The sequence below is a fragment of the Pseudoalteromonas sp. P1-8 genome (genome assembly GCF_001399985.1).
Taxonomy (GTDB): Bacteria; Pseudomonadota; Gammaproteobacteria; order Enterobacterales; family Alteromonadaceae; genus Pseudoalteromonas.
On the sequence record NZ_LJSO01000009.1, the window covers coordinates 69,385 to 90,240 of the forward strand.

Annotated in this window: 16 protein-coding genes; 8 read left to right on the forward strand and 8 right to left on the reverse strand. The window is 39.7% G+C overall.

The annotated features are described in order from the left end of the window. Positions 1 to 162: 162 nt before the first annotated feature. Together dnaK and dnaJ are read left to right on the forward strand one after the other, a co-directional pair. On the forward strand, positions 163 to 2,085 hold the full coding sequence (dnaK, locus tag AN213_RS13695; protein ID WP_055021216.1) for a molecular chaperone DnaK: 1,923 nt from the start codon (positions 163 to 165) through the stop codon (positions 2,083 to 2,085). 233 nt (positions 2,086 to 2,318) lie between these two features. Next, positions 2,319 to 3,458: a molecular chaperone DnaJ gene (gene dnaJ / locus AN213_RS13700; RefSeq protein WP_054563084.1), complete on the forward strand. Its 1,140-nt coding sequence runs from the start codon at positions 2,319 to 2,321 to the stop codon at positions 3,456 to 3,458. Positions 3,459 to 3,533: 75 nt separating this feature from the next. On the opposite strand, the gene AN213_RS13705 is transcribed toward dnaJ, so the two are convergent. The 3 genes from AN213_RS13705 to AN213_RS20185 form a co-directional block, all read right to left on the reverse strand. After that, positions 3,534 to 4,664 carry an HlyD family secretion protein gene (locus tag AN213_RS13705; RefSeq protein WP_055198877.1) on the reverse strand — a complete coding sequence of 377 codons (1,131 nt, stop codon included), beginning with the start codon at positions 4,662 to 4,664 and terminating at the stop codon, positions 3,534 to 3,536. A gap of 3 nt (positions 4,665 to 4,667) precedes the next feature. Then, the gene (locus AN213_RS13710; protein ID WP_054552213.1) at positions 4,668 to 5,012 is read right to left on the reverse strand and encodes a DUF3302 domain-containing protein; all 345 of its coding nucleotides are present in this window, start codon (positions 5,010 to 5,012) and stop codon (positions 4,668 to 4,670) included. A 92-nt stretch (positions 5,013 to 5,104) separates the two neighbouring features. Next, a complete protein-coding gene (locus AN213_RS20185) occupies positions 5,105 to 5,326 on the reverse strand; it encodes a hypothetical protein (RefSeq protein ID WP_150114721.1) in 222 nt (73 codons plus the stop codon). Positions 5,327 to 5,476: 150 nt separating this feature from the next. Between AN213_RS20185 and ybaK the strand changes: the two genes are divergently transcribed. Further along, positions 5,477 to 5,938 (forward strand): Cys-tRNA(Pro) deacylase, encoded by a 462-nt coding sequence (ybaK, locus tag AN213_RS13715; protein ID WP_055198878.1) that lies wholly within the window; start codon positions 5,477 to 5,479, stop codon positions 5,936 to 5,938. Here ybaK and AN213_RS13720 read toward each other — a convergent pair. The 3 genes from AN213_RS13720 to AN213_RS13730 all read right to left on the reverse strand — a co-directional run bounded on the left by AN213_RS13720 (position 5,935) and on the right by AN213_RS13730 (position 8,090). Then, entirely contained in the window at positions 5,935 to 7,191 is a 1,257-nt protein-coding gene (locus AN213_RS13720) for a Y-family DNA polymerase (protein WP_055198879.1), read from the reverse strand. The genes ybaK and AN213_RS13720 overlap by 4 nt on opposite strands. Further along, positions 7,179 to 7,592: a LexA family transcriptional regulator gene (locus tag AN213_RS13725; protein WP_054552219.1), complete on the reverse strand. Its 414-nt coding sequence runs from the start codon at positions 7,590 to 7,592 to the stop codon at positions 7,179 to 7,181. The genes AN213_RS13720 and AN213_RS13725 overlap by 13 nt, the downstream gene beginning before the upstream one ends. Before the next feature lie 63 nt (positions 7,593 to 7,655). Beyond that, entirely contained in the window at positions 7,656 to 8,090 is a 435-nt protein-coding gene (locus AN213_RS13730; RefSeq protein ID WP_054563088.1) for a MarR family winged helix-turn-helix transcriptional regulator, read from the reverse strand. 112 nt (positions 8,091 to 8,202) lie between these two features. On the opposite strand from AN213_RS13730, the gene AN213_RS13735 reads away from it, so the two are divergent. The 5 genes from AN213_RS13735 (at position 8,203) to AN213_RS13755 (ending at position 13,777) form a co-directional block, all read left to right on the forward strand. Then, positions 8,203 to 8,976, forward strand: coding sequence for a siderophore-interacting protein (locus AN213_RS13735; RefSeq protein ID WP_055198880.1), 774 nt, complete (start codon positions 8,203 to 8,205; stop codon positions 8,974 to 8,976). Between the two features lie 67 nt (positions 8,977 to 9,043). After that, on the forward strand, positions 9,044 to 10,039 hold the full coding sequence (locus tag AN213_RS13740) for an LLM class flavin-dependent oxidoreductase (protein WP_055198881.1): 996 nt from the start codon (positions 9,044 to 9,046) through the stop codon (positions 10,037 to 10,039). Between the two features lie 174 nt (positions 10,040 to 10,213). Next, a complete protein-coding gene (locus tag AN213_RS13745) occupies positions 10,214 to 11,170 on the forward strand; it encodes a patatin family protein (protein WP_055198882.1) in 957 nt (318 codons plus the stop codon). A gap of 120 nt (positions 11,171 to 11,290) precedes the next feature. Beyond that, a complete protein-coding gene (locus AN213_RS13750; protein WP_055198883.1) occupies positions 11,291 to 12,700 on the forward strand; it encodes a sodium:alanine symporter family protein in 1,410 nt (469 codons plus the stop codon). Positions 12,701 to 12,727: 27 nt separating this feature from the next. Next, the gene (locus tag AN213_RS13755; RefSeq protein ID WP_055198884.1) at positions 12,728 to 13,777 is read left to right on the forward strand and encodes a patatin-like phospholipase family protein; all 1,050 of its coding nucleotides are present in this window, start codon (positions 12,728 to 12,730) and stop codon (positions 13,775 to 13,777) included. A gap of 11 nt (positions 13,778 to 13,788) precedes the next feature. On the opposite strand, the gene AN213_RS13760 is transcribed toward AN213_RS13755, so the two are convergent. Further along, complete coding sequence (locus tag AN213_RS13760) at positions 13,789 to 15,348, reverse strand: methyl-accepting chemotaxis protein (protein WP_055198916.1); 1,560 nt, start codon at positions 15,346 to 15,348, stop codon at positions 13,789 to 13,791. Positions 15,349 to 15,551: 203 nt separating this feature from the next. Further along, the gene (locus AN213_RS13765; RefSeq protein WP_055198885.1) at positions 15,552 to 20,792 is read right to left on the reverse strand and encodes an AAA family ATPase; all 5,241 of its coding nucleotides are present in this window, start codon (positions 20,790 to 20,792) and stop codon (positions 15,552 to 15,554) included. Between the last annotated feature and the right edge of the window lie 64 nt (positions 20,793 to 20,856).

Genomic DNA, 20,856 nt, shown 5'->3' on the forward strand with positions numbered 1-20,856 from the left:
AGCAGGCTGAGAAAACAGCGCTTTTTGTGGAAAAAACGCCCATTTCGAAAATATTTCAAAAAAAAGTAATTTTTTTTCATTTTTACAGTTGAATTCAGTTTCCTGCACCCCTATCTACTAGTCATCGAACGTTTTAACGAATTTTGAAGTTGGAGAAGATTCATGGGTAGAATTATTGGAATCGATTTAGGTACTACTAACTCTTGTGTAGCAGTACTAGACGGTGATAAAGCACGCGTTATCGAAAACGCGGAAGGCGATCGCACAACACCATCGATCATTGCATATACGCAAGACGGTGAAACATTAGTTGGTCAACCTGCAAAACGCCAAGCAGTAACTAACCCAACTAACACATTATTTGCAATCAAGCGTCTAATTGGTCGTCGTTTTGAAGACGAAGAAGTACAACGCGATATCGGTATCATGCCTTTTAAAATTGTAAAAGCTGATAACGGTGATGCATGGGTTGAAGCACGTGGCGAGAAACGTGCTGCACCACAAATTTCAGCAGAAGTGCTGAAAAAAATGAAGAAAACAGCAGAAGACTTCCTAGGTGAAGCGGTTACTGAAGCAGTAATCACAGTACCTGCATACTTCAATGACTCACAACGTCAAGCTACTAAAGATGCTGGTCGTATTGCTGGTCTTGAAGTTAAACGTATCATCAATGAGCCAACTGCCGCTGCACTTGCATACGGCATGGACAAAAATAAAGGTGAAAACGTTGTTGCAGTATATGACTTAGGTGGTGGTACTTTCGATATCTCTATCATCGAGATTGATGAAGTTGAAGGCGAGCACACATTTGAAGTTCTAGCAACTAACGGTGACACTCACTTAGGTGGTGAAGACTTCGATAACCGTGTTATCAACTACTTAGTTGAAGAGTTTAAGAAAGATCAAGGTATCGACCTTAAAACTGATCCACTTGCAATGCAACGTGTTAAAGAAGCTGCTGAAAAAGCGAAGATTGAACTTTCTTCTGCACAGCAAACAGAAGTTAACTTACCTTACGTGACTGCCGACGCAACTGGTCCTAAGCACATGAACGTTAAAGTTACTCGTGCAAAACTTGAGTCACTTGTTGAAGACTTAGTAACTAAGTCAATCGAGCCACTTAAGCGTGCACTGGCTGATGCTGACTTATCAGTAAGCGACGTAAATGACATCATCCTTGTTGGTGGTCAAACACGTATGCCTCTAGTACAAAAAACAGTTGCTGAGTTCTTTGGTAAAGAGCCTCGTAAAGATGTTAACCCAGATGAAGCAGTTGCAGTAGGTGCAGCGATTCAAGGTGGTGTACTGGCTGGTGACGTTAAAGACGTACTACTACTTGACGTATCTCCGTTATCACTAGGTATCGAGACTATGGGTCAAGTAATGACAGCTCTAATCGAGAAAAACACGACGATTCCTACTAAGAAATCACAAGTTTTCTCAACAGCTGAAGACAACCAATCAGCGGTAACGATTCACGTACTACAAGGTGAGCGTAAGCGTGCAAGTGATAACAAATCACTAGGTCAATTTAACCTAGAAGGTATTCGCCCAGCACAACGTGGTACTCCACAAATCGAAGTAACATTCGACGTAGATGCGGACGGTATCTTACATGTATCTGCTAAAGATAAAGATACAGGTAAAGAGCAGAAGATCACAATCCAAGCTTCTTCAGGTCTAAGCGACGATGAAGTAGAAAAAATGGTTCGTGATGCTGAAGCGCACGCTGAAGAAGATAAGAAATTCGAAGAGCTAGTAGCAACTCGTAACCAAGCTGATGCAATGGTTCACGGTACACGTAAGCAAATCGAAGAAGCGGGTGATGCATTACCTGCAGAAGATAAAGAAGCAATCGAAGCTGCGCTTACAGAGCTAGAAGCGGCGATTAAAGGTGACAACAAAGAAGAGATTGAAGCGAAAACGCAAGCTCTTGCTGAGAAGTCACAAAAGCTAATGGAAATTGCACAAGCTAAAGCACAGCAGCAACAAGGCGGTGCGGATGCCGGTGCTGAGCAATCTTCTGCAAAACAAGACGACGATGTTGTTGATGCAGAGTTCGAAGAAGTGAAAGACGACAAGTAATTGCTTGTTTCGCTTCTGCCTAACGCAATAATGGCTGCTTTGTTTAGCCAATTAAGTTAGGATGAAATGATTGAGGCGCGCCAGCGATTTCGCTTGACGCGCCTTTTGCATGTATATAAACGGTAAATTGATAAGTTGCTAATCATCTTAAATGGTTATGACCATAATACGATTTGTATCAGTCGATTTACCTTACGCAGTGTAGCTGCAGTAAAAAGAGTAGTGTGATAGATATGTCAAAAAGCGATTATTATGAAGTTCTCGGCGTGAGCAAAGATGCCAGCGAACGAGACATAAAAAAAGCGTATAAGCGCTTAGCGATGAAATATCATCCAGACCGTACCGCAGGCGATAAAGACCTTGAAGCTAAATTTAAGGAAGTAAAAGATGCCTACGAAGTACTAACTGATCCGCAAAAGCGTCAAATGTATGATCAGTACGGCCATGCAGCCTTTGAACAAGGTGGTGGCGGTCATGGCGGTGGCTTCGGCGGCGGTCATGGTGATTTTGGTGATATTTTCGGTGATGTGTTTGGAGATATCTTTGGTGGTGGCGGTGGTCGTCGTCAATCGCGTCAACAACGTGGTTCGGACTTACGTTACAACATGGACTTAAGCCTTGAAGAGGCTGTTCGTGGTAAAGATGTCGAAATTAAAGTACCAACCTGGGTTAGCTGTAAGCCATGTGACGGTAGCGGTGCAAAAGCAGGTTCTAAACCAAAAACATGTACTACCTGTCATGGTGCAGGCCAAGTACAAATGCGCCAAGGTTTCTTCGCGGTTCAGCAAACTTGTCCTACGTGTCAGGGCACAGGTCAAATTATTTCTGATCCATGTGACAGCTGTCATGGTCAAGGTCGCGTAGAAAAAACTAAGACCTTATCAGTTAAGATCCCAGCAGGTGTTGATACAGGTGACCGTATTCGTCTATCGGGCGAAGGTGAAGCGGGCATGCATGGAGCACCAGCAGGTGATTTATACGTTCAGGTTTCTGTACGTGAACATCCGATTTTCCAACGTGATGGTAATAACCTGTATTGTGAAGTGCCTATTGGCTTTACAACAGCAGCCCTGGGCGGTGAAATTGAAGTTCCGACACTGGATGGCCGTGCAAAACTGAAGATCCCATCAGAAAGCCAAACGGGCAAGATGTTCCGTATGCGTGGTAAAGGCGTTAAGTCTGTACGTAGTGGCGCTCAAGGTGACTTGATCTGTAAAGTGGTTATTGAAACGCCGGTTAATCTTAATGATCGTCAACGTGAATTGCTTGAAGAACTTGAGCAAAGCATGGGTAAAGATGGCTCTAAAAACCGTCCAAAAGAAAAAGGTTTCTTTGACGGTGTTAAGAAGTTTTTCGATGACCTAACTAAGTAACTCTAGTTAAGTAACTTTAGTTAGAGAGTAAAAAAGGCGCTAATAAGCGCCTTTTTTTATTGGTAATTGCCTACTTTAGTGATCTAAGAATAGGTAGTTTTGCCAACTTTTCATTCTGATCAATACTTTACGCATTACTGATACGTGCTCGAAGTGTTCTGAATAAACAGCGACTTCTGTGCTTGTCCCCTGTGGTAGGTGATATTCACTCATGTCGTCTGTGATTTTTAAGGTGACAATTGCGCGGCCTTGGCGAGCAAAAAACTCAGTGCCCATCAGTGTGCCTTGTGCTTGTACTTGTCCTTCACCAATAGCAGGTAATACATCGATTACTTCACCCGCAAAGGTTTTGCCAGGAATAGCTTTAAAGATAAAGTCTGCTTTGTAGCCTGGTTCAAGTCTTAATAGTGAATTTTGTCTAAATGCAGCGACGTAAACTGTATCTTCTTTGTGCACAAAGGTCATTACTGGGCGTAGTGGCATTGGTACTGCAATCATCCCAGGGCGTAATGTTAGTTGTGTAACATAGCCATCGGTAGGTGCATAAACGCTTGTGCTGTCTAAGTTAAATTGAGCTTGCTCTAAATTAGCGCGAGCTGCGGCAATTTTAGTTTGTTCGCCGTTTATTTCAGACTCAAATGCAAGTTTTTGACGTAACTCTTCGGCCTGTGCTGCTTCGTAACTTGCCTTTGCTGCTAAGTATACACCTAATTTATTATCAACTTGGCCTTTTGAGTAAGCACCGCTTTTTGCGCCTTTTTCATAACGTTCGTATTCTTTCTTACTGCGATCATATTCAGCTTTAGCCATTAGGGCACTGGCTTGTGCTGATTTATAGGCCGCTTCTAAACCGAGGACTGACTGTTTTGCATCTTGTAAAGCGGCAATCGCTTGATTTAGTTTGGCTCGATATAAGGTATTGTCTAGGCGAAACAGTAAGTCTCCTTTTTTAACAGGCTGATTTGGTTTTACTGCAACTTCTTCAACGGTACCGCGTACATTTGGCACAATAGGTGTTGTGACATAGGCACTGCTGGCCATATTTGAATGTGGGTGGTTATAGTTCATTAACAGGATCAAAGCGCCGATCAGCACCACACCACCAAGTACCGCGGTGGGTACCGTCCATTTATTAAGTGGGATTTTAAAAACTTTAAAGATACCAATGCACAATGCGGTATAAGTGAGTATTAATAACAAATCCATAGTTTATTTCTCTTTATTATTCGATTGAGCATTTATTTGTGCTTGTAGCGCTGCCACTGTGGCTGTCAGGCTAGCTACTTTCTCTGCTAAGTCTTCCTGTTCCTTTTGGATCTGGTTAAAACCCCAACCGCGGTCATCACGCCATAATGTCGCCCAAACCCATAAAAACGGCCACAGCACGTGTAGGGTGAATAGGCTAACCCAGCCTGCATAATGGATGGCATCTTGATGAGGGTGATTACGTTTTTTGGCAATTTCGTAGGGAATATCGTGAATGGCAATAACACCATAAAATATTACTACCGTTACAAACACTAGCATGACCAGCGCAAAGTAGTCTAAAAACATGTACTTTCCTTTGTTTAACTTATAATCAATTTAATAATACGTGAAATTTACCTAATTCCTAGTCGGTATTTTCAGATTTAGTTCAGCACAACTTAGTAGTCGGTATCAGCAAGACAACGACATAAAGTCACATCCTCTGAAAATGTAGTGTTTTGTATTCGGCCTTTTTCTAAGCCAAGCGTATGGCATTTGCTTTGACAATCCATGTAGGCATTCCATGCTAGGTATTCGTTGCACACAAAATTCACTGCATACAATAGGGTGAGTATGATAAATAATTGTTTGGCTAGATAGAGCCCTGTGTGTCTAGACATGCTTGTTACCCTGCCCAGGATTCATTACTTTAGTGTAGTCGAATTAGGCCTATTTAGTGTGTTTTGTAGCGGTTTTTCTATTGCCTTATATTCCTTGTTCACGGTATGTTTTATAAAGTGACTGCTAATTAATTAGTTATAGGAAAATCAATGACGCCGGCTATAAACTTACTGAAGAAGAAAGGTATTAGTTTTGATGTGCTTAGTTATCAGCATGAGCCTTCGCAACAACAGTTTGGCCTTGAAGCGGTTGAAAAGCTTAAGCTGCCCGCTGAGCAAGTATTTAAAACCTTAGTACTTGAAGATGCTGACCACCAGCTTTTGGTTGCTATTGTGCCAGTTAGCCAACAAGTTAACCTGAAAATGCTGGCAAAGGCGGCAAAGGTTAAAAAAGTACAGATGGCTCCACAACAAAAAGTCGAAAATACCACAGGTTATATTTTAGGGGGAGTGAGCCCGCTAGGTCAGAAAAAGCGCCTTAATACCTATGTGCATCAATCTGCAGATAGCTTTGACGTGATGTATGTTTCAGCTGGTAAGCGAGGCCTTGAGATTTCGTTGGCCCCTAAGGATTTATGCAGTTTATTAAATGCTAAGCTGGCAGACTTTTAACAATGTATTTTTGGTAGGTTATGCCAGCGGGTTGTGTAATGAGGCGATAAGTACGCGCGTTTCATATGCCAACGGGTCGTAGGAGTTTCGCTGGCTATGGCAAGGGTACCCACGCCATAACGGGTGTTAATGTTATCAAGACACTTCATCAGTTTAGGGTTATCGATAGGCGCTTGAAATAGATCAGGTTGCTGAAATATGTGGCTTGATAACTCAAGAGCACCTACACCACATTTATAAAATCGTACCCCAGGTTTATAGAGATGATCAAATACCTCGCTGATAGCATTGGCAAACACGCAACTATCGGCGGTGGCGACACTAAACTCATAAATATAGGACTTTTTATAATAGCCATCTTGGTGAGGAGAGCTGGCCACAAACATTAATAAACGTTGAGTCTGTGAGCCTTGCGCACGTAGTTTTCTTGCTACAATCACACAATGATTGATCAGTGCTGTTTTCAGCGCTGTGGCGTCAGTGATACGCTCTCCAAAACTACGGGTCGAAAAAATCTCTTTTTTGTCTTGGCGTACTTCATCCCAGGCTAAACAGCTTTTACCGCGTAACTCGTTCACTGTGCGCTCTAATACAATACTAAAAAGGCGCTTTATTTTTCGTGGTTCTTGTTCGGCTAAATCAAAGGCCGTATTGATATTCATTGCTTTGAGTTTTTTAGCTAAACGCCGACCAACGCCCCAAACATCTTGTACGTCCATGGCTTTTAGAATGGCTACCCGTGAAGTTTCTGAGTCAATCACTGCAACGCCATCAAAGCCGGGGAGTTTTTTCGCTGCATGATTGGCGGCTTTGGCTAGGGTTGCTGTTGGGCCAAATCCAACACCGACTGGCAGCTTTGTTTCGCGCCATACGGTACGGCGAATATCATGGCCATAACGATGCCAATCGTGAATAAGCTTGTTGAAACCAGTAAAGTTTAAAAATGATTCATCAATAGAGTATATGTGCTGATTATCGCAAAAGCGGCCAATCACGTTCATCATCCGCTCGCTTAAATCCGCATACAGCTCATAGTTAGATGAGCGGATCACCACTTGGTTATCTTCGAGTATTTTCTTTACTTGAAAATAAGGCTGAAATTTTGGAATAGCCAGCTTTCGTGCAATAGGGCACACGGCACAAATACAGCCATCGTTGTTAGTAAGAACCACAACCGGTTTACTACGAATAGCCGGATCAAATACTTTTTCGGCGCTGGCATAAAAGGCAACCGCATCGACTAAGGCGTACATGCTAATAGCTCTTTACTACTGCGATGTAAGCGAATTGAGCGAGTGACTACGCCTTCTAATTGAAATTCATCAGATTGGCGTAGTTGCACTGCGGGGTATTTAGGTGAGGCTGATAATAACTGGGCATTGTGTTTATCTAATAGCTTACAAACAAATAAACCATTTAGATTCGCGACAATGACATCGCCATTTTTAACGTCTTCGGCGCGATCAACCAGTAATAAATCACCATCAAAAATCCCCACACCTTGCATTGATTCGCCAGAGGCAATACCAATAAATGTTGCATCAGGGTGTTTAATCAATAGCTGATCTAATGATAAGCCTAGCTCTTTGTATTGTGCTGCCGGTGATTCAAAACCACATACGCCAGCTTCGATATAAATAGGAATAACACGCATAACAAAACCACTATACTGTACGTTTGTACAGTATAGTGGTTTGTGGTTATCTTGCCAATAAGATCACGGGGTGTTGTGATTGATATTTTCGATCATGGTTGTGGCAATAGCGATAAAATCACGTACTTGCTGATCAGTTAAACCGTGGCAAAGTTTGGCATCAACCTCTTGCTCTGCAACTTCTAAACGCGAGAATAGGGCGTTACCTTGATCAGTAAAGGATAAAATTAAACAGCGCTTATCGTTTTCGTCGGCACATTTAGAAACCAGTTCAAGCTTTATAAGCTCTTTTACTAAGCGTGCTATTTGTGCTTTATCACGACCAGTTTTGGCAACAATATCATTGGCAGTACAGTGCTGTGTTTCGGCAATAATATGTAAACAGCGTACATGCAGTGCGTTAAGACCAAGCTCGTTGGCGTTAATGGCTTCGCGTACAGTGACACGGTAACTTTGTGCCAGTGTAAATAAAGCTGAAGAAAGAGAGGTTTGTGGCATGATTCACCTAAGTTAAGCAAGTTTGCATTAGTTGACAAAGTCAATTAAAAGCGTATAGTTGACTATATCAACTATTGGGGCGTTGTGCAATTTAACCAGCTAGGAGACTAAGATGGCTAGAAAAGTTCGTCGTGCAAACGTATTAAGTACTACACGTATTTCCCCGCATCTACAAAGAATTGTTGTTGGCTCAAACGAGTTTGCCGATTTCCCACAAGATGCAAAAGGTGCGTACGTAAAGGTATTACTCCCGCATGCCGGTGAATCTAAGGTTGAACTTGATTTACACGCTGAGCACCCAGCATTAATGCGCTCTTACACTATTCGTGATATCAACCCCATTAGCGGTGCAATTACCCTCGATTTTGTGGTTAACCAGCATCAAGGTGTGGCAACCAACTGGGCACAAAATGCATGTGTAGGCGACGAGGTAGGTATAGCAGGCCCAGGCCCTAAAAAACTCACTGATTTTACGCAAACACATTATTTAATGCTGGCAGATTTAACCTCTGTAAATGCGATCAATGGCTACTTACAAGCCCTGCCACAAGATGCCACTGTCGATGTCATTATTCATGTTGCTGATAAAGCCGACATCATTGAACTTGAGCAAATTAAAACACATACCCAACACAGTGTTGAATGGTTAGTTACAGATGAGCCAGAAACAGATTTACTCGACCAAGTAACACGCTTATGTGCTGGCTATAACACGCAACCTATGGTGTTTATGGCATTAGAAGCAAACTTGGTGAAGGCAATTCGCCGTTTAATAACAAGCAGTTTTGAAATTGATCGTGAACACATTGTTGCATCAGCTTATTGGAAGCGTGGTATTGATGCCGATGGCCTAAAGGTGGAAAAACAGCAACAAAGCCGTGCCTAATTAGCATTTGAAAAATAGCCATTCGCTCTCATTAACTAATTATAAAGAGTTAAATTTTGGAGAGCGAATGTCAGATCTTAGCAACACACCATTTTCATTGCTTGAATTGAGCCCAATGAAAGAGCACGAAACCGTTTCGCAAACACTAGCTAACACTGTTACCTATGCACAAACAGCCGACAAACTGGGTTTTAATCGGTTTTGGATGGCAGAGCATCATAATATGCGCGGTATCGTGTGTGCCGCAAGTTCAGTACTGATAGGTCATATCGCAGGTAAAACTCAGAATATCCGCGTAGGTGCAGGTGGGGTGATGTTACCTAACCATCCACCGCTGGTGGTTGCTGAGCAATTTGGCACCCTAGAGAGTTTATACCCCGGTCGCATTGATTTAGGTTTAGGCCGAGCCCCAGGTAGTGACCCAATTACCAGCCGTGCTTTACGCCGTGACGAACAACGCGCTGAACACTTCAATGATGAGGTAACGGAGCTGCAAGCTTTACTTGGCCCATATAAAGGTGACTCTCCAGTACGCGCAATCCCAGGTGAAGATACAAATGTACCAATCTGGTTACTGGGCTCAAGCCTTTATAGTGCTGGGCTTGCTGCTAAAAAAGGTTTGCCATACGCATTTGCGGGTCATTTTGCGCCGCGCTTTGTTGAAGATGCCATTGCATTGTATCGCAGAGAATTTCAACCATCTGAGCTATTAGATAAGCCATACGTCATGCTTGGCTTACCTGTTGTTGCAGCTGACACCGACGAACAAGCACAGTTTTTAGCAACCACAGCGAAACAACGTATCTTAGCACTTATGCGCGGCAAGCCACTTTGGCTTAAAGAGCCTGTTGCAACAATGGAAGGATTGTGGACAGCGCAAGAAAAAATGCAAGTTGAAAGCTTTTTAGGGCTTTCTGTTGTTGGCGGTCAAGCGAGCGTTAAGCATAAGCTGAGTATGATTAAACAAACGCTACAGGTTGATGAGTTTATTTTTACAAATGACCTGTATGAATTGAGTGACAGACAACATGCGCTGGAAATATTAGCAAGCATCATGCACTAATACGGTTTAGCAAATAGTGAATGCGTGTAATGAGTTTTTATGCGCATTGCTTAAGCCCTGACACTCATTTATTAAACGGTTTTATAGATTAAATCAATTTATATAATCCGTTTTAAGGATTGAAATTAACTTAATACAATACATATATTAACCATAACCCTAGGAAGGTGCACCGTGAAATCTCAAACAATTGCCGCAGTAGAACCACAAACAAAAACAGCATTAATCGCTGAGGGTGGTGGGCAACGAGGGATTTTTACCGCAGGTGTGCTCGATGCATGGTTAGAAAATAATTACGATCCATTCGATTTATTCATTGGCACATCGGCAGGCTCACAAAACTTAACAAGTTATTTAGCGCGTCAAAAAGGCTATGCAAAACGTTTGATCAGAGGCCTTTCTCGTCATAAACGTTTTTTCCAACTTGGCCGCGGGCTGTTTGGTAAAAGCATTGTTGACCTTGATTGGTATTTTGATAAAACCAAAGAGGTAAACCGTGCCCTTGATTTTAAAACAGCAACGCAAAGCCTAGGTAAACGCGAACTGTTGATCACAACTACAAACGCGGCTGACCGCAAACCGTATTATTTGAGCCCAAATGGTGAAGATACGCAATGGTTGGCCTTGTTAAAAGCATCAAGCGCATTACCCTTTTTATATAAAGACGGCGTTAACTTAACACCTTGGTTAACAACAAAGGCCGCAAACGATGCCATTATTCAAAGCTCTAATACTGATTTAGTGCATGATATGTATTTAGATGGTGGTTTAGCTGCACCTTTACCTGTGAAAGAAGCCTATAACCGTGGTGCTCGTGATATTGTGGTTATTAGAACTGTTGATGAAAACTTTCAAGTACAATCTGAATGGGTAAATAAGATAAAGTCACTAGTTTGTGTATCAGGTTATTGCCCTAAAACCATTGATTACTTGGTTCAACACGAACAAGCTTATAAAGATGAACTCGATTTCATTGCCAACCCACCAAGTGATGCCCGTATCACACAAATTTTTGCAGGCGATAAATTACGCAGTAAGCTACTGGGTAGTACAGATTCAGATCTGCGCTATGATCACAAATTAGGTTTAGCGGCAGGTCGTGCCTTTTTACAGCAACAACTGCTAAATTAGTTGGGAGCAGGCTCGGGCAATTAATCCCATTGCCTACTTGAGATATTTGTAAATAGAGTTAAAGTGGTTAGCTATTCACTTTTTGTGATTTTTTATCTACAAGAACAATAAAGGCTTGCCATGTTTAACAGTGCTGTATCGACAATCAATGGTCTTCTTTGGGGAGAAGGCCAAATTCTTATCTATATTCTTCTGTTTGCTGGCATCTGGTTTTCGGTCAGGTTAAAAGCGATTCAATTGGTTAAGTTTCGCCATATGTTTAGCCTGTTGAAGTCGAGTAGCAGCACCGATAAAAACTCAATTAGTTCGTTTCAAGCTTTATGTACAGGTCTTTCAGCACGTGTAGGTACTGGTAACCTTGCAGGGGTTGCCGTTGCAATTTCGTTAGGGGGCAGCGGTGCAATATTTTGGATGTGGGTGATTGCCATTTTGGGCATGGCCACTGGTTTTGCCGAAAGCGTACTTGGGCAAGTCTATAAAGTTAGGGATGCCAATGGCGAGTTTAGGGGCGGGCCTGCTTATTATATTCAGCAAGGCTTGGACAGCAGAGCGCTTGCAGTGTGTTTTGCTTTTTGCTTGTTTCTTGGTTATGGCTTTACGTTTAGTGCCATGCAAACGAATACCATTACCGACGCCCTCAATTACGCATTTGAAATTCCAACACTCTATTCAGGTATTGTGATCACGATACTAGCAGGCTCTATTATTTTAGGTGGCTTTAAAGCTATTGCCCGCTTTGCTGAACGCATTGTGCCAGTTATGGGCATATTATTTGTACTCGCAGCCATCATTATTACTTTATTGAATATCGGTAAAGTGCCTGTGATGATTGAAGATATTTTACTTTCTGCCTTTGGCTTACAAGAAGCAGGCGCAGGGGCAATGGGCGCCGCAATTAAAAATGGTATTCAGCGAGGGCTTTATTCGAATGAAGCCGGAGCGGGGAGTGTGCCACATGCATCTGGCTGTGCATCACCCGTACCAAATCACCCAGTCACTCAAGGCTATATTCAAATGCTAGGGGTGTTTTTCGATACCATTGTGCTGTGTAGTTGTACGGCGGTGATTATTTTATTGGCTGATATTGATATTAGCGGCGAAATGGAAGGGATCCGCTTAACTCAATCTGCGATGACAGCGCATATGGCTGCTGGTGGCATTTACTTTGTAGCGGCAGCAATTTGTTTATTCGCGTTTACTTCTGTGGTTGCAAACTATGCCTACGCAGAAAGTAACCTACATTTATTTAAACTAGATAATAAACTCGGCCGAGGTATTTATACCTGTTTATATTTATCAATGATGATTTGGGGTGCATCGGCCACCATTAAACAAGTGTGGGATCTTGCAGACATTGCTTTAGGTTTAATGACAGTGGTGAACGTTATCGCTATCATACGCTTAACGCCAACCATCTTATCTGTGACAAAAGACTACCATAGTCAACGTGAAGCAGGGCAAGAACCGAGTTTTGATTCTGAAAAAGTGCAGGTTCAAGGTCAAACAGAACAAGGGATTTGGCGCAAATAATCAAAAACAATAACGAGAAAAGTGACCATGATAGATATTTACGCAGGGCCTAGTGCTGCAAAAGTAATTCAAGAGCAAGGCCTGTCTGCCGATTTGTTTAATACCTTTTTAGGAGCAAGCGGCGGGCCCAAGTGGTTTACATTATTTGGTTTGGATAAATATCTATTTGGTGAATTTTTTAAAGACCGTACCACACCTTTAAACTTATTAGGGTCAAGTGCTGGGGCATTTAGATCTGCCTGTTTTGCACAAAATGACCCTATTGCTGCGATATCTCGATTAGCAAAGTCTTACTCTGAAACACGCTATTCATCGAATAAAGCAAAACCAGAAGAAATAACAACAAAAGCGCGAGAGTTATTAAGCACAGTTTTTGCTGAAAATGGTATTCGAGAAATCATTAACAACCCTATTTTCAAAGCCCACTTTATAGTTGCAAAATCGAATGGCTTTACAGCATCAGAAAATAAAGTGATGCAGTTAATGGGGTTATCTAAAAGCTACTTAGTCAATCGAATGAATAGACGCTTGTTAAGTAAGCAATATGAACGTTATGTATTTCAGCCTGCGGATAGTCAGTTATCTTTTTCCGATAATAATACCTTTAATACCCATACTATTGAGCTAAGCGAAGATAATTTAGCGGATGCGTTACTTGCTTCAGGTTCTATTCCATTAGTCATGCAGGGTATTAAAAATATAACAGGAACACCGCCTGGTATGTATCGCGATGGCGGTATTATCGACTATCACTTTGACTTAAGTATTCATAATGACGGGCTTATTTTATATCCGCATTTTAATAACAGCCCTAAAGCAGGTTGGTTTGATAAGAGCCTAAAGCGTGGAATTACCCCGAGTAACTATGATAACGTAGTGATGATCACTCCATCAGCTGACTTTGTTGCTTCATTACCTTATGGCAAAATCCCTGATCGTAAAGACTTTACAGAACTTGATGCTGATACACGCATTAAATATTGGCAGCAGGTATTCAAAGAAACAGAACGGCTAGCAGAAGCATTCGATGCGGTGTGTACTAATAAGCACACACCGAAAATAAACCTTATTAAATAGTATTGCTTTCGCTACTTAAACTGATTAATCAAGGAAGTTTGCTCTGTCACTTTACTGAGGAGCGCTTCGCAAAGTTGCTGCGAAGTATGGCCAAGCTCTGTACACTCATGAGCAAAGTCTTGTGCTGACGTTAAGTTGGTAGCAATAACTTGGCTTGCTGTTAGTTGTTCGTTCATTGCATGCGCTATGATGCTATTGAGTTCACTTAGTTTGATAGACTGAGCTTTAATATGGTCTAAACTATCACCACTTTGATGTGCAAGCTCAACACTTTTAGCCGACAAATTAAGTCCATCTTTCATGGCAAGTTGTGCTTGTTTCGAAGCGTGAGTGAGCTGATTTAATACATTGTTTATTTCTTCTGTAGATTGCTGAGTTCGTGAGGCTAATGCACGTACTTCACCAGCAACAACGGCAAAGCCACGGCCATGATCACCCGCACGGGCAGCTTCGATGGCCGCATTTAAAGCAAGTAAATTAGTTTGATCAGCAATCGCATTTATCTCAGATAAAATTGCCACAATGTGTTGATTGCCTTCAATTAAGTTTTCTACTTGGCTACTCGCTGCTTTGAGTTTTTCATCAAGCTCACTGATTGAAGTTACCGTTTGCTTGACCGCAAGTGAGCCTTCTTCGGTTGCTTGGTTTGACTCTTCAGCAGCTTGATTAGATTGCATTGTGCTAGATGAAAGCTCATTGATTGAGGCCGTCATTTGCTCTGTGGCAACAACAATTTGAGAGACTTCATCTGTTTGTTTATTTAAAAGTTCAGTCACGTTATGACCAGACTCAGCACATTGTTGCGCGTTGTGATTAACGCCCATAGTCACATCATTTACACGACCAACAACCGCTTTTAATTTAGCTTGTTGCATCTCTAAGGCAAGATGTAAAAAGCCAGATTGGTCATTAGTACCAGAATACAGATAAGCCATTAAAGGGTTATCAAAAACTTGTTTTGCTTTGCTTATAAGCGCTAAATATTTTTGACGCCAAAAATACATAAGCCCATTAGCTGATGCTAAAAATAGAACTAGTAGACAATTAAAAATATCAAACCCAGAACTAAAAGCGGAAGCCAGCGAACCTAAAAAACTTATGAATAATAGGGCACTTATGTACAGAGTGGCATCGAACTTAGCTGCTGTAGCATGAGATTTTTGATTATTGTTTATTTTTGCATATTCAGCGGTAGCTCTTTGTACGACCTCATCACTTTGTTTAGTTCTAACTGATTGGAACTCAAAAGTACGACCACTTTTATCTTTAATCGGTGTTACAAAGGCATTAACCCAATAATAATCACCATTTTTACAGCGATTTTTAACAGGCCCCATCCAAGATTGACCATTTTTGAGATGTTGCCATAAATCTGCAAAAGCCAGTTTCGGCATATCAGAGTGGCGAACAAGGTTATGAGGCTTACCTACCATTTCGTCTAGCGTGAAACCAGCTATTTTGCAAAATTCATCATTGGCATAGGTAATATGGCTTTGCAAATCAGTAGTCGATAGGAGGATGTCAGATTCAGAAAATTTAACTTCGGTATCGGTATTAATTCTATGTTTCACGTTAAAATCACCCAAGTACAGCTTTAAATTCAGAAAGTAAATTAGCGGAATAAAAACAGTCTGAACCAGAAAGAGGTAGTGTTAATTTGATCACTAATGTTTATAAACAATTTAGCGATAAATTCGTGAAAAAGAACTAGGAAAATTCAGGTTTTATGTTAAAAAAGTTAATACCTTTTAACTGAAATAAGCTAGATGGCGGGTTAAAGGTTAGAAAAAATTGTAAATTTAGTGCCATTTCCAACCTCAGAGTGACAACTGATTGTACCTTTTAGCTTCTGAACGATAAGGTTATAAACAATATTCATTCCAAGACCACTACCGCCAGCCCCACGTTTAGTCGTGTAGAAGGGTTCAAATATCTTACTCTGTACTTCTTTCGTCATGCCTTTACCATTATCTTGAAAATCAACTCTAAGTTTTGAGCCTTCAAGGTCTGCAGTAATCGTTATCTGACCTTCTTGTGTATCTTCAAAAGCATGTATTAAAGAGTTTAAAATAAGATTGGTGAATATATGTGCGATAACACCAGGGTCAACCTTGATCACTAAGTCATCGCTACAATCAATTTGGATAGTATGATGACTCTTTTTAAGAGCAGGAGATAAACTGCTGACTAAATCTGTTAAGTATTCTTTTAGATTAATTTCACGCTCTTCATCGTTACTGGTATCAACAGCGACTAATTTAAAGTTGGCAACCAGTTCGGCTGCTCTATTTAAGTTACGGTAAACAATAGAACCTGCCTCATTGATATTCGTAATACTAGAGACAAAATCTTTTCGAGTCAGAGTTTGTGCTTCGAAAGCGATACGGAGTTGTTCGATTAATTCAAGTAGATTTGAAGAGGCTGTGACACTCACACCTAAAGGGGTATTAAGTTCATGGGCAACACCTGCAACTAATCGACCTAATGAAGCCATTTTTTCTGATTCGACTAAATGATTTTGCGTTTGTTTTAATTGTTTTAGTGATTCTTCTAAATCATTAGTTCGTGCAATGACCTTTTCTTCCATTTGGCTATACAGGACTGAATTTTCGATTGAGATTGCCATTTGACCAATCAATAAATTGAGCATGTCTAAATGGTTTTGGCCAAAGGCATCAGTAGTGAGTTCATTCTCTAAATAGACAATGCTGTTGATTCGATTCTTGTAGATAAGTGGTAAGCATAAAATAGATTTTGGTTGATGCTTCTCAATGTAAGGGTCGTTGGTGAAAACCGAATCGACAGACACATTACCAATTAAAGCCATACTTTGTGTGCGAATCACATATCGTATAACACTAGCAGGTATATCAGTGGATTTAACGTAAGGTGAAGGCTCAAATTGGTAATTTTGATTATTCAAAATACCAATATTTTCTACCCACCATTTTGAATTTTTCTTAAGTAATAAAGCAACTTTTGAGGCGCCAGAAAACTCCATAACAATGGCAATTAATTTATTCAGTAATTTATCTATAACCATTTCTTCTGAAAGTACATTAGCTGCCTGCATCATAGAATGAAGCGCAATTGAACTAGTCGACACTTCTAAAGATGCATTAGTGGGTAGCATAGAAATTCCATCGTTTATTGAAGATGAGTTTGCTGTTTTTACATTGACTGATAAATGATTATATATAGTCTGAGAATTTTGCTGGTGGTGCATGACATATTCAAGTTTACTTTGCTTCATTAGGTAATTTGCGAGTAACTCATTTGCTAATGCCTCAATCAGTTTGTAATCGGTAGCTTTAGCAAGCTCGATTGCTTGATGGTAAAGAGCAAATACCTCATAGAAAGGTAGGTTATTCAAACTTGCTAATTCAGCCTCTATCAATTTTACCTTATGAAGAAAGTTACCTTCACACGAGTAACTCCACGTTTTCAAGCGTTCAAACATGTGCTTAAACATGCCCTGATATTTACTCGAATCTAAATAAGTTTCTGGTTTAGCGAGCAGAACTAAACACGAATAAAAATAAGCTTCAGGTGTTTTTATTTGTCCTGGCACACCCATTGGGATGATATGAATATGGTCAATAATTGCTAGAGCTTCGTCATATAGGCCAATTAAATAGAGCGCTCTGATTTTTGCATAATAATACCAAGCTTGAATAATCGGTGAGTCTTTGGCATAAAGTTGGTGTTCCTGTTCATCAAAAACATCACAGTCAAAGCTATTATGGCTATCACATTTACCCATTAAGTGCAGTAATGGGACATATGCACCAGGTATGAAAAAGCTTTTAGTTGATTCTTCATTTTTTTCTTTTAAAAAACTTAAGTACTTATTGGCTTCCGTTAAAACGTCATCACAGGGCAGGCCTTCTATTATTAAGTTTGAAATAATATTAACTGCTGCGTAGCTTGCGTATGTCCAATCTCCAGCTTGACAACTGAATTGATAGCTTTGCCGAAAGCTTTTAGTAGAGAAGGAAAGATGATTACTCCAATGGCAAATTGTTAAGCCATACATAAAGTACACTTTGCCGCGTAACGCTAGGTTTGGATAGTTATCAGCAATTTTTAGTGCAACTTTGCCAAATTCATCCGCTTTTTTGAATTCATTCAGCCGATTAACACAAACAAAACCATAAAGAATATAAGCAAAGGAAGATTGTTCGCACCTACCATGTTCAAGGCAAAGGCTACACATTTTTACTGATGCCCATTGCACAACATCCTCATCAGATAATAAATATGCTGTGATCCAAAGGCTGGTCAGAATATCGAGTAATAATAAAATCTGTTCATCTTCTAAGTTATTAGAATCATAGAGACTATCAATAGAATGCTGTGCAAGGTATGTATCTATGAGCGTAATCTCGTTAACAATTTGAGCATCTAAGTTCTCTAACTCAGAAGGCGGCGTTAGATTTAATACTTTTAACGCTAGATATTGTGTATCTAGCGCTTCTTGATAGAGACCTTGTTGGTGGAAATCATCCATTTTCACCAGCAGTACCCGCGCATGATCTAAAGCTGTATGTTTATATTTTAGTAATAGAGTATAAAATTCATCGGATTCATTATATTTATTTAAAATACAATTTACTTTACATAACAACAGTAAGGTCTCAAACGTTACACTATAGTTAACTTTAAAATTTTCTATTTTTAATAATCTCTTAGCAAAGATAAGATAATTATAAGCGGAGCTATATGCCGCCGAGTCAAACGCTTTTCTTGCAGCTAAATAGTTGACTTCAATAACTTGCTTTATTTCAAGAGGGTTACATATAAGCTCTATTGCTTTATTAAATTGGTTTGCTAGATCAAATAAACTTTTATCTAGAATGTTATTGTTAAGTGCATACTGATAAAGCAGTCTGGCAATATTAATATGAACTTGCTGACGCTCATTTTCAGGGATAAGTGAGTATGCGGCTTGCTGCACACGGTCATGTAAAAATTTTAATTGCACATTTTCATCAACGGCCACTTGTGAAGGAATGACATGTGAAATCGATTGCGGAGTTAAAATAAGTTCTCTATCGATAGCAGGGATCAAATTATTAATTATCTGCTTGGCTGTGTATTGATTATCAGAAAGCGCTACTAACATATTAGTGTCGAATGTATTACTAACACTTGCAGCATACTTAAGTAAATCACAGGCTTGATTTGGTAGCTCATTAATTTTTTCTGCCATAAAATCAACAACATTATCGGTGATGTTTTCTGCCAAAATAGTTTCTTTATCCCAGCACCAACAATCTTTTTCTAGGTTGTGATATAGAAGACCTTTTTCATATAACTCTGTCGTAAATTGTAAAACAAAAAAGGGGTTTCCTAATGTCTTCTTAAATATTAGTTCACTTAAAGGAATACATTCTATTTCAGGGGTGTTTATTGTGTCACTGATTAGAGTATTTATTACATCTTGTGGTAAGTTATTCAAAAAAGCCTGGTTTACAGGTACGTTTTTATCTTTAATTTCGGTGATAAATTTAGTGAATGGGTGTTGGGTGTCAACCTCATTATCTCGAAATGCTTGTATTATTAATAAATGATGTAATTTTACATTATCAAATAAAGATGCTAATAACTCTAAAGATGCTAAGTCAGCCCATTGCATATCATCTAAAAATAAAATTAAAGGGCGGTTTCTACTGCAAATTGCAGTCATAAGGCTTAAAAATAAACTGTGTAATAGACTTTTATCTATGTTTTTTTTCGGTATATCTACATCTTTAATTTTCAGAATTTGGTTTAAGTCAGAAATTATATTACACAAATATACTGCTTTATCGGTGAGGTGGTTGTTAAAAATATCGCGCCAAAGAATTAATTCATCATTAGGTTCTGTTAAAATGTAACGACAAAATTTATTTAAGGCATCAGTGATGGCAGAATAAGGGATATTTCTCTGATACTGATCGTACTTACCAGAACTAAAATATCCATATTCTCCAGTCATTGGTTTATAGACTTCTTTCACCAGAGCAGACTTTCCGACACCAGAATAACCAGATACTAAAAAGATTTCACAACTACCTTGGGCGACTCGCTCGAAAGACTGCAATAAATCATCTATTTCTTTGTCACGACCATATAACTTCTGCGGAATATTAAATTGCTCTGATGCTGAGAAGTTTACATTTGGTAATTCAAAGTTAGTGAGAGATGGATCATTCTCAAACTGAGCTGAAATTAGTTTCAAATCTTTAGCTAACCCCCAAGCTGATTGATAACGATCTTCTGCATTTTTTTGAAGTAGGTTACTAATAACATCAGCAATAACATCGGGAATGTTTGTATTAATTTTATTAACTGGCACAACTTTTTTAGCAATATGACAGTGCACAAGTGCTAGTTGATCCTGTTCACTAAAAGGAGGTTTACTAGTTAGCATTTCATAAAAACTGGCGCCTAAAGAATAAAGATCACTGCGGCAATCTATTTTTCGATTAATACGCCCGGTTTGTTCTGGTGATAAATAAGCGAGGGTACCCTCTAAAACTGCTGGGCTAGTTAAGTTTTGTGAAGACTTCGAAAGTGAGGTCGCAATATGTAAACCAAATAATTTAAAGCTACATAAATCATCACTAATCAAAATGTGATGGGGGTTAATATCTTTATGAATTAATTTTTTAGAGTGCAAATATTTGACTGTTTCTGCCAGCTTAACAGCTAATGGCAGAAACTCATTTACTGAAATAGGGGCTTTTTGTAAAAGTTTAGAAAGAAGTTTGGCAGGAAAATATTCATAAATGATGGCTGTACAGTCATCTTCGTTAATGAAATTAATAGGTTTTAAAATATTAGGATGGTCTAATTTATCTGAAAATGCATGCTCAAGTAAGAGCTTGTTTATTGTATCTTTGTCTCTACTTACTTCTTTTAGTGATTTTATAAGAACTAAGTCACCGTTTTTTAGTGACTTAGCACTATGAAGTAAGAAGTAACCACTATTGTCGATACAATCAACTAAACTATATCCTGGAACCGGCAAGAGAACTCCTTACTAAAAAGAAACAAGCTACATATAGCTACTACTAATTTAGTATAGTCAAAAC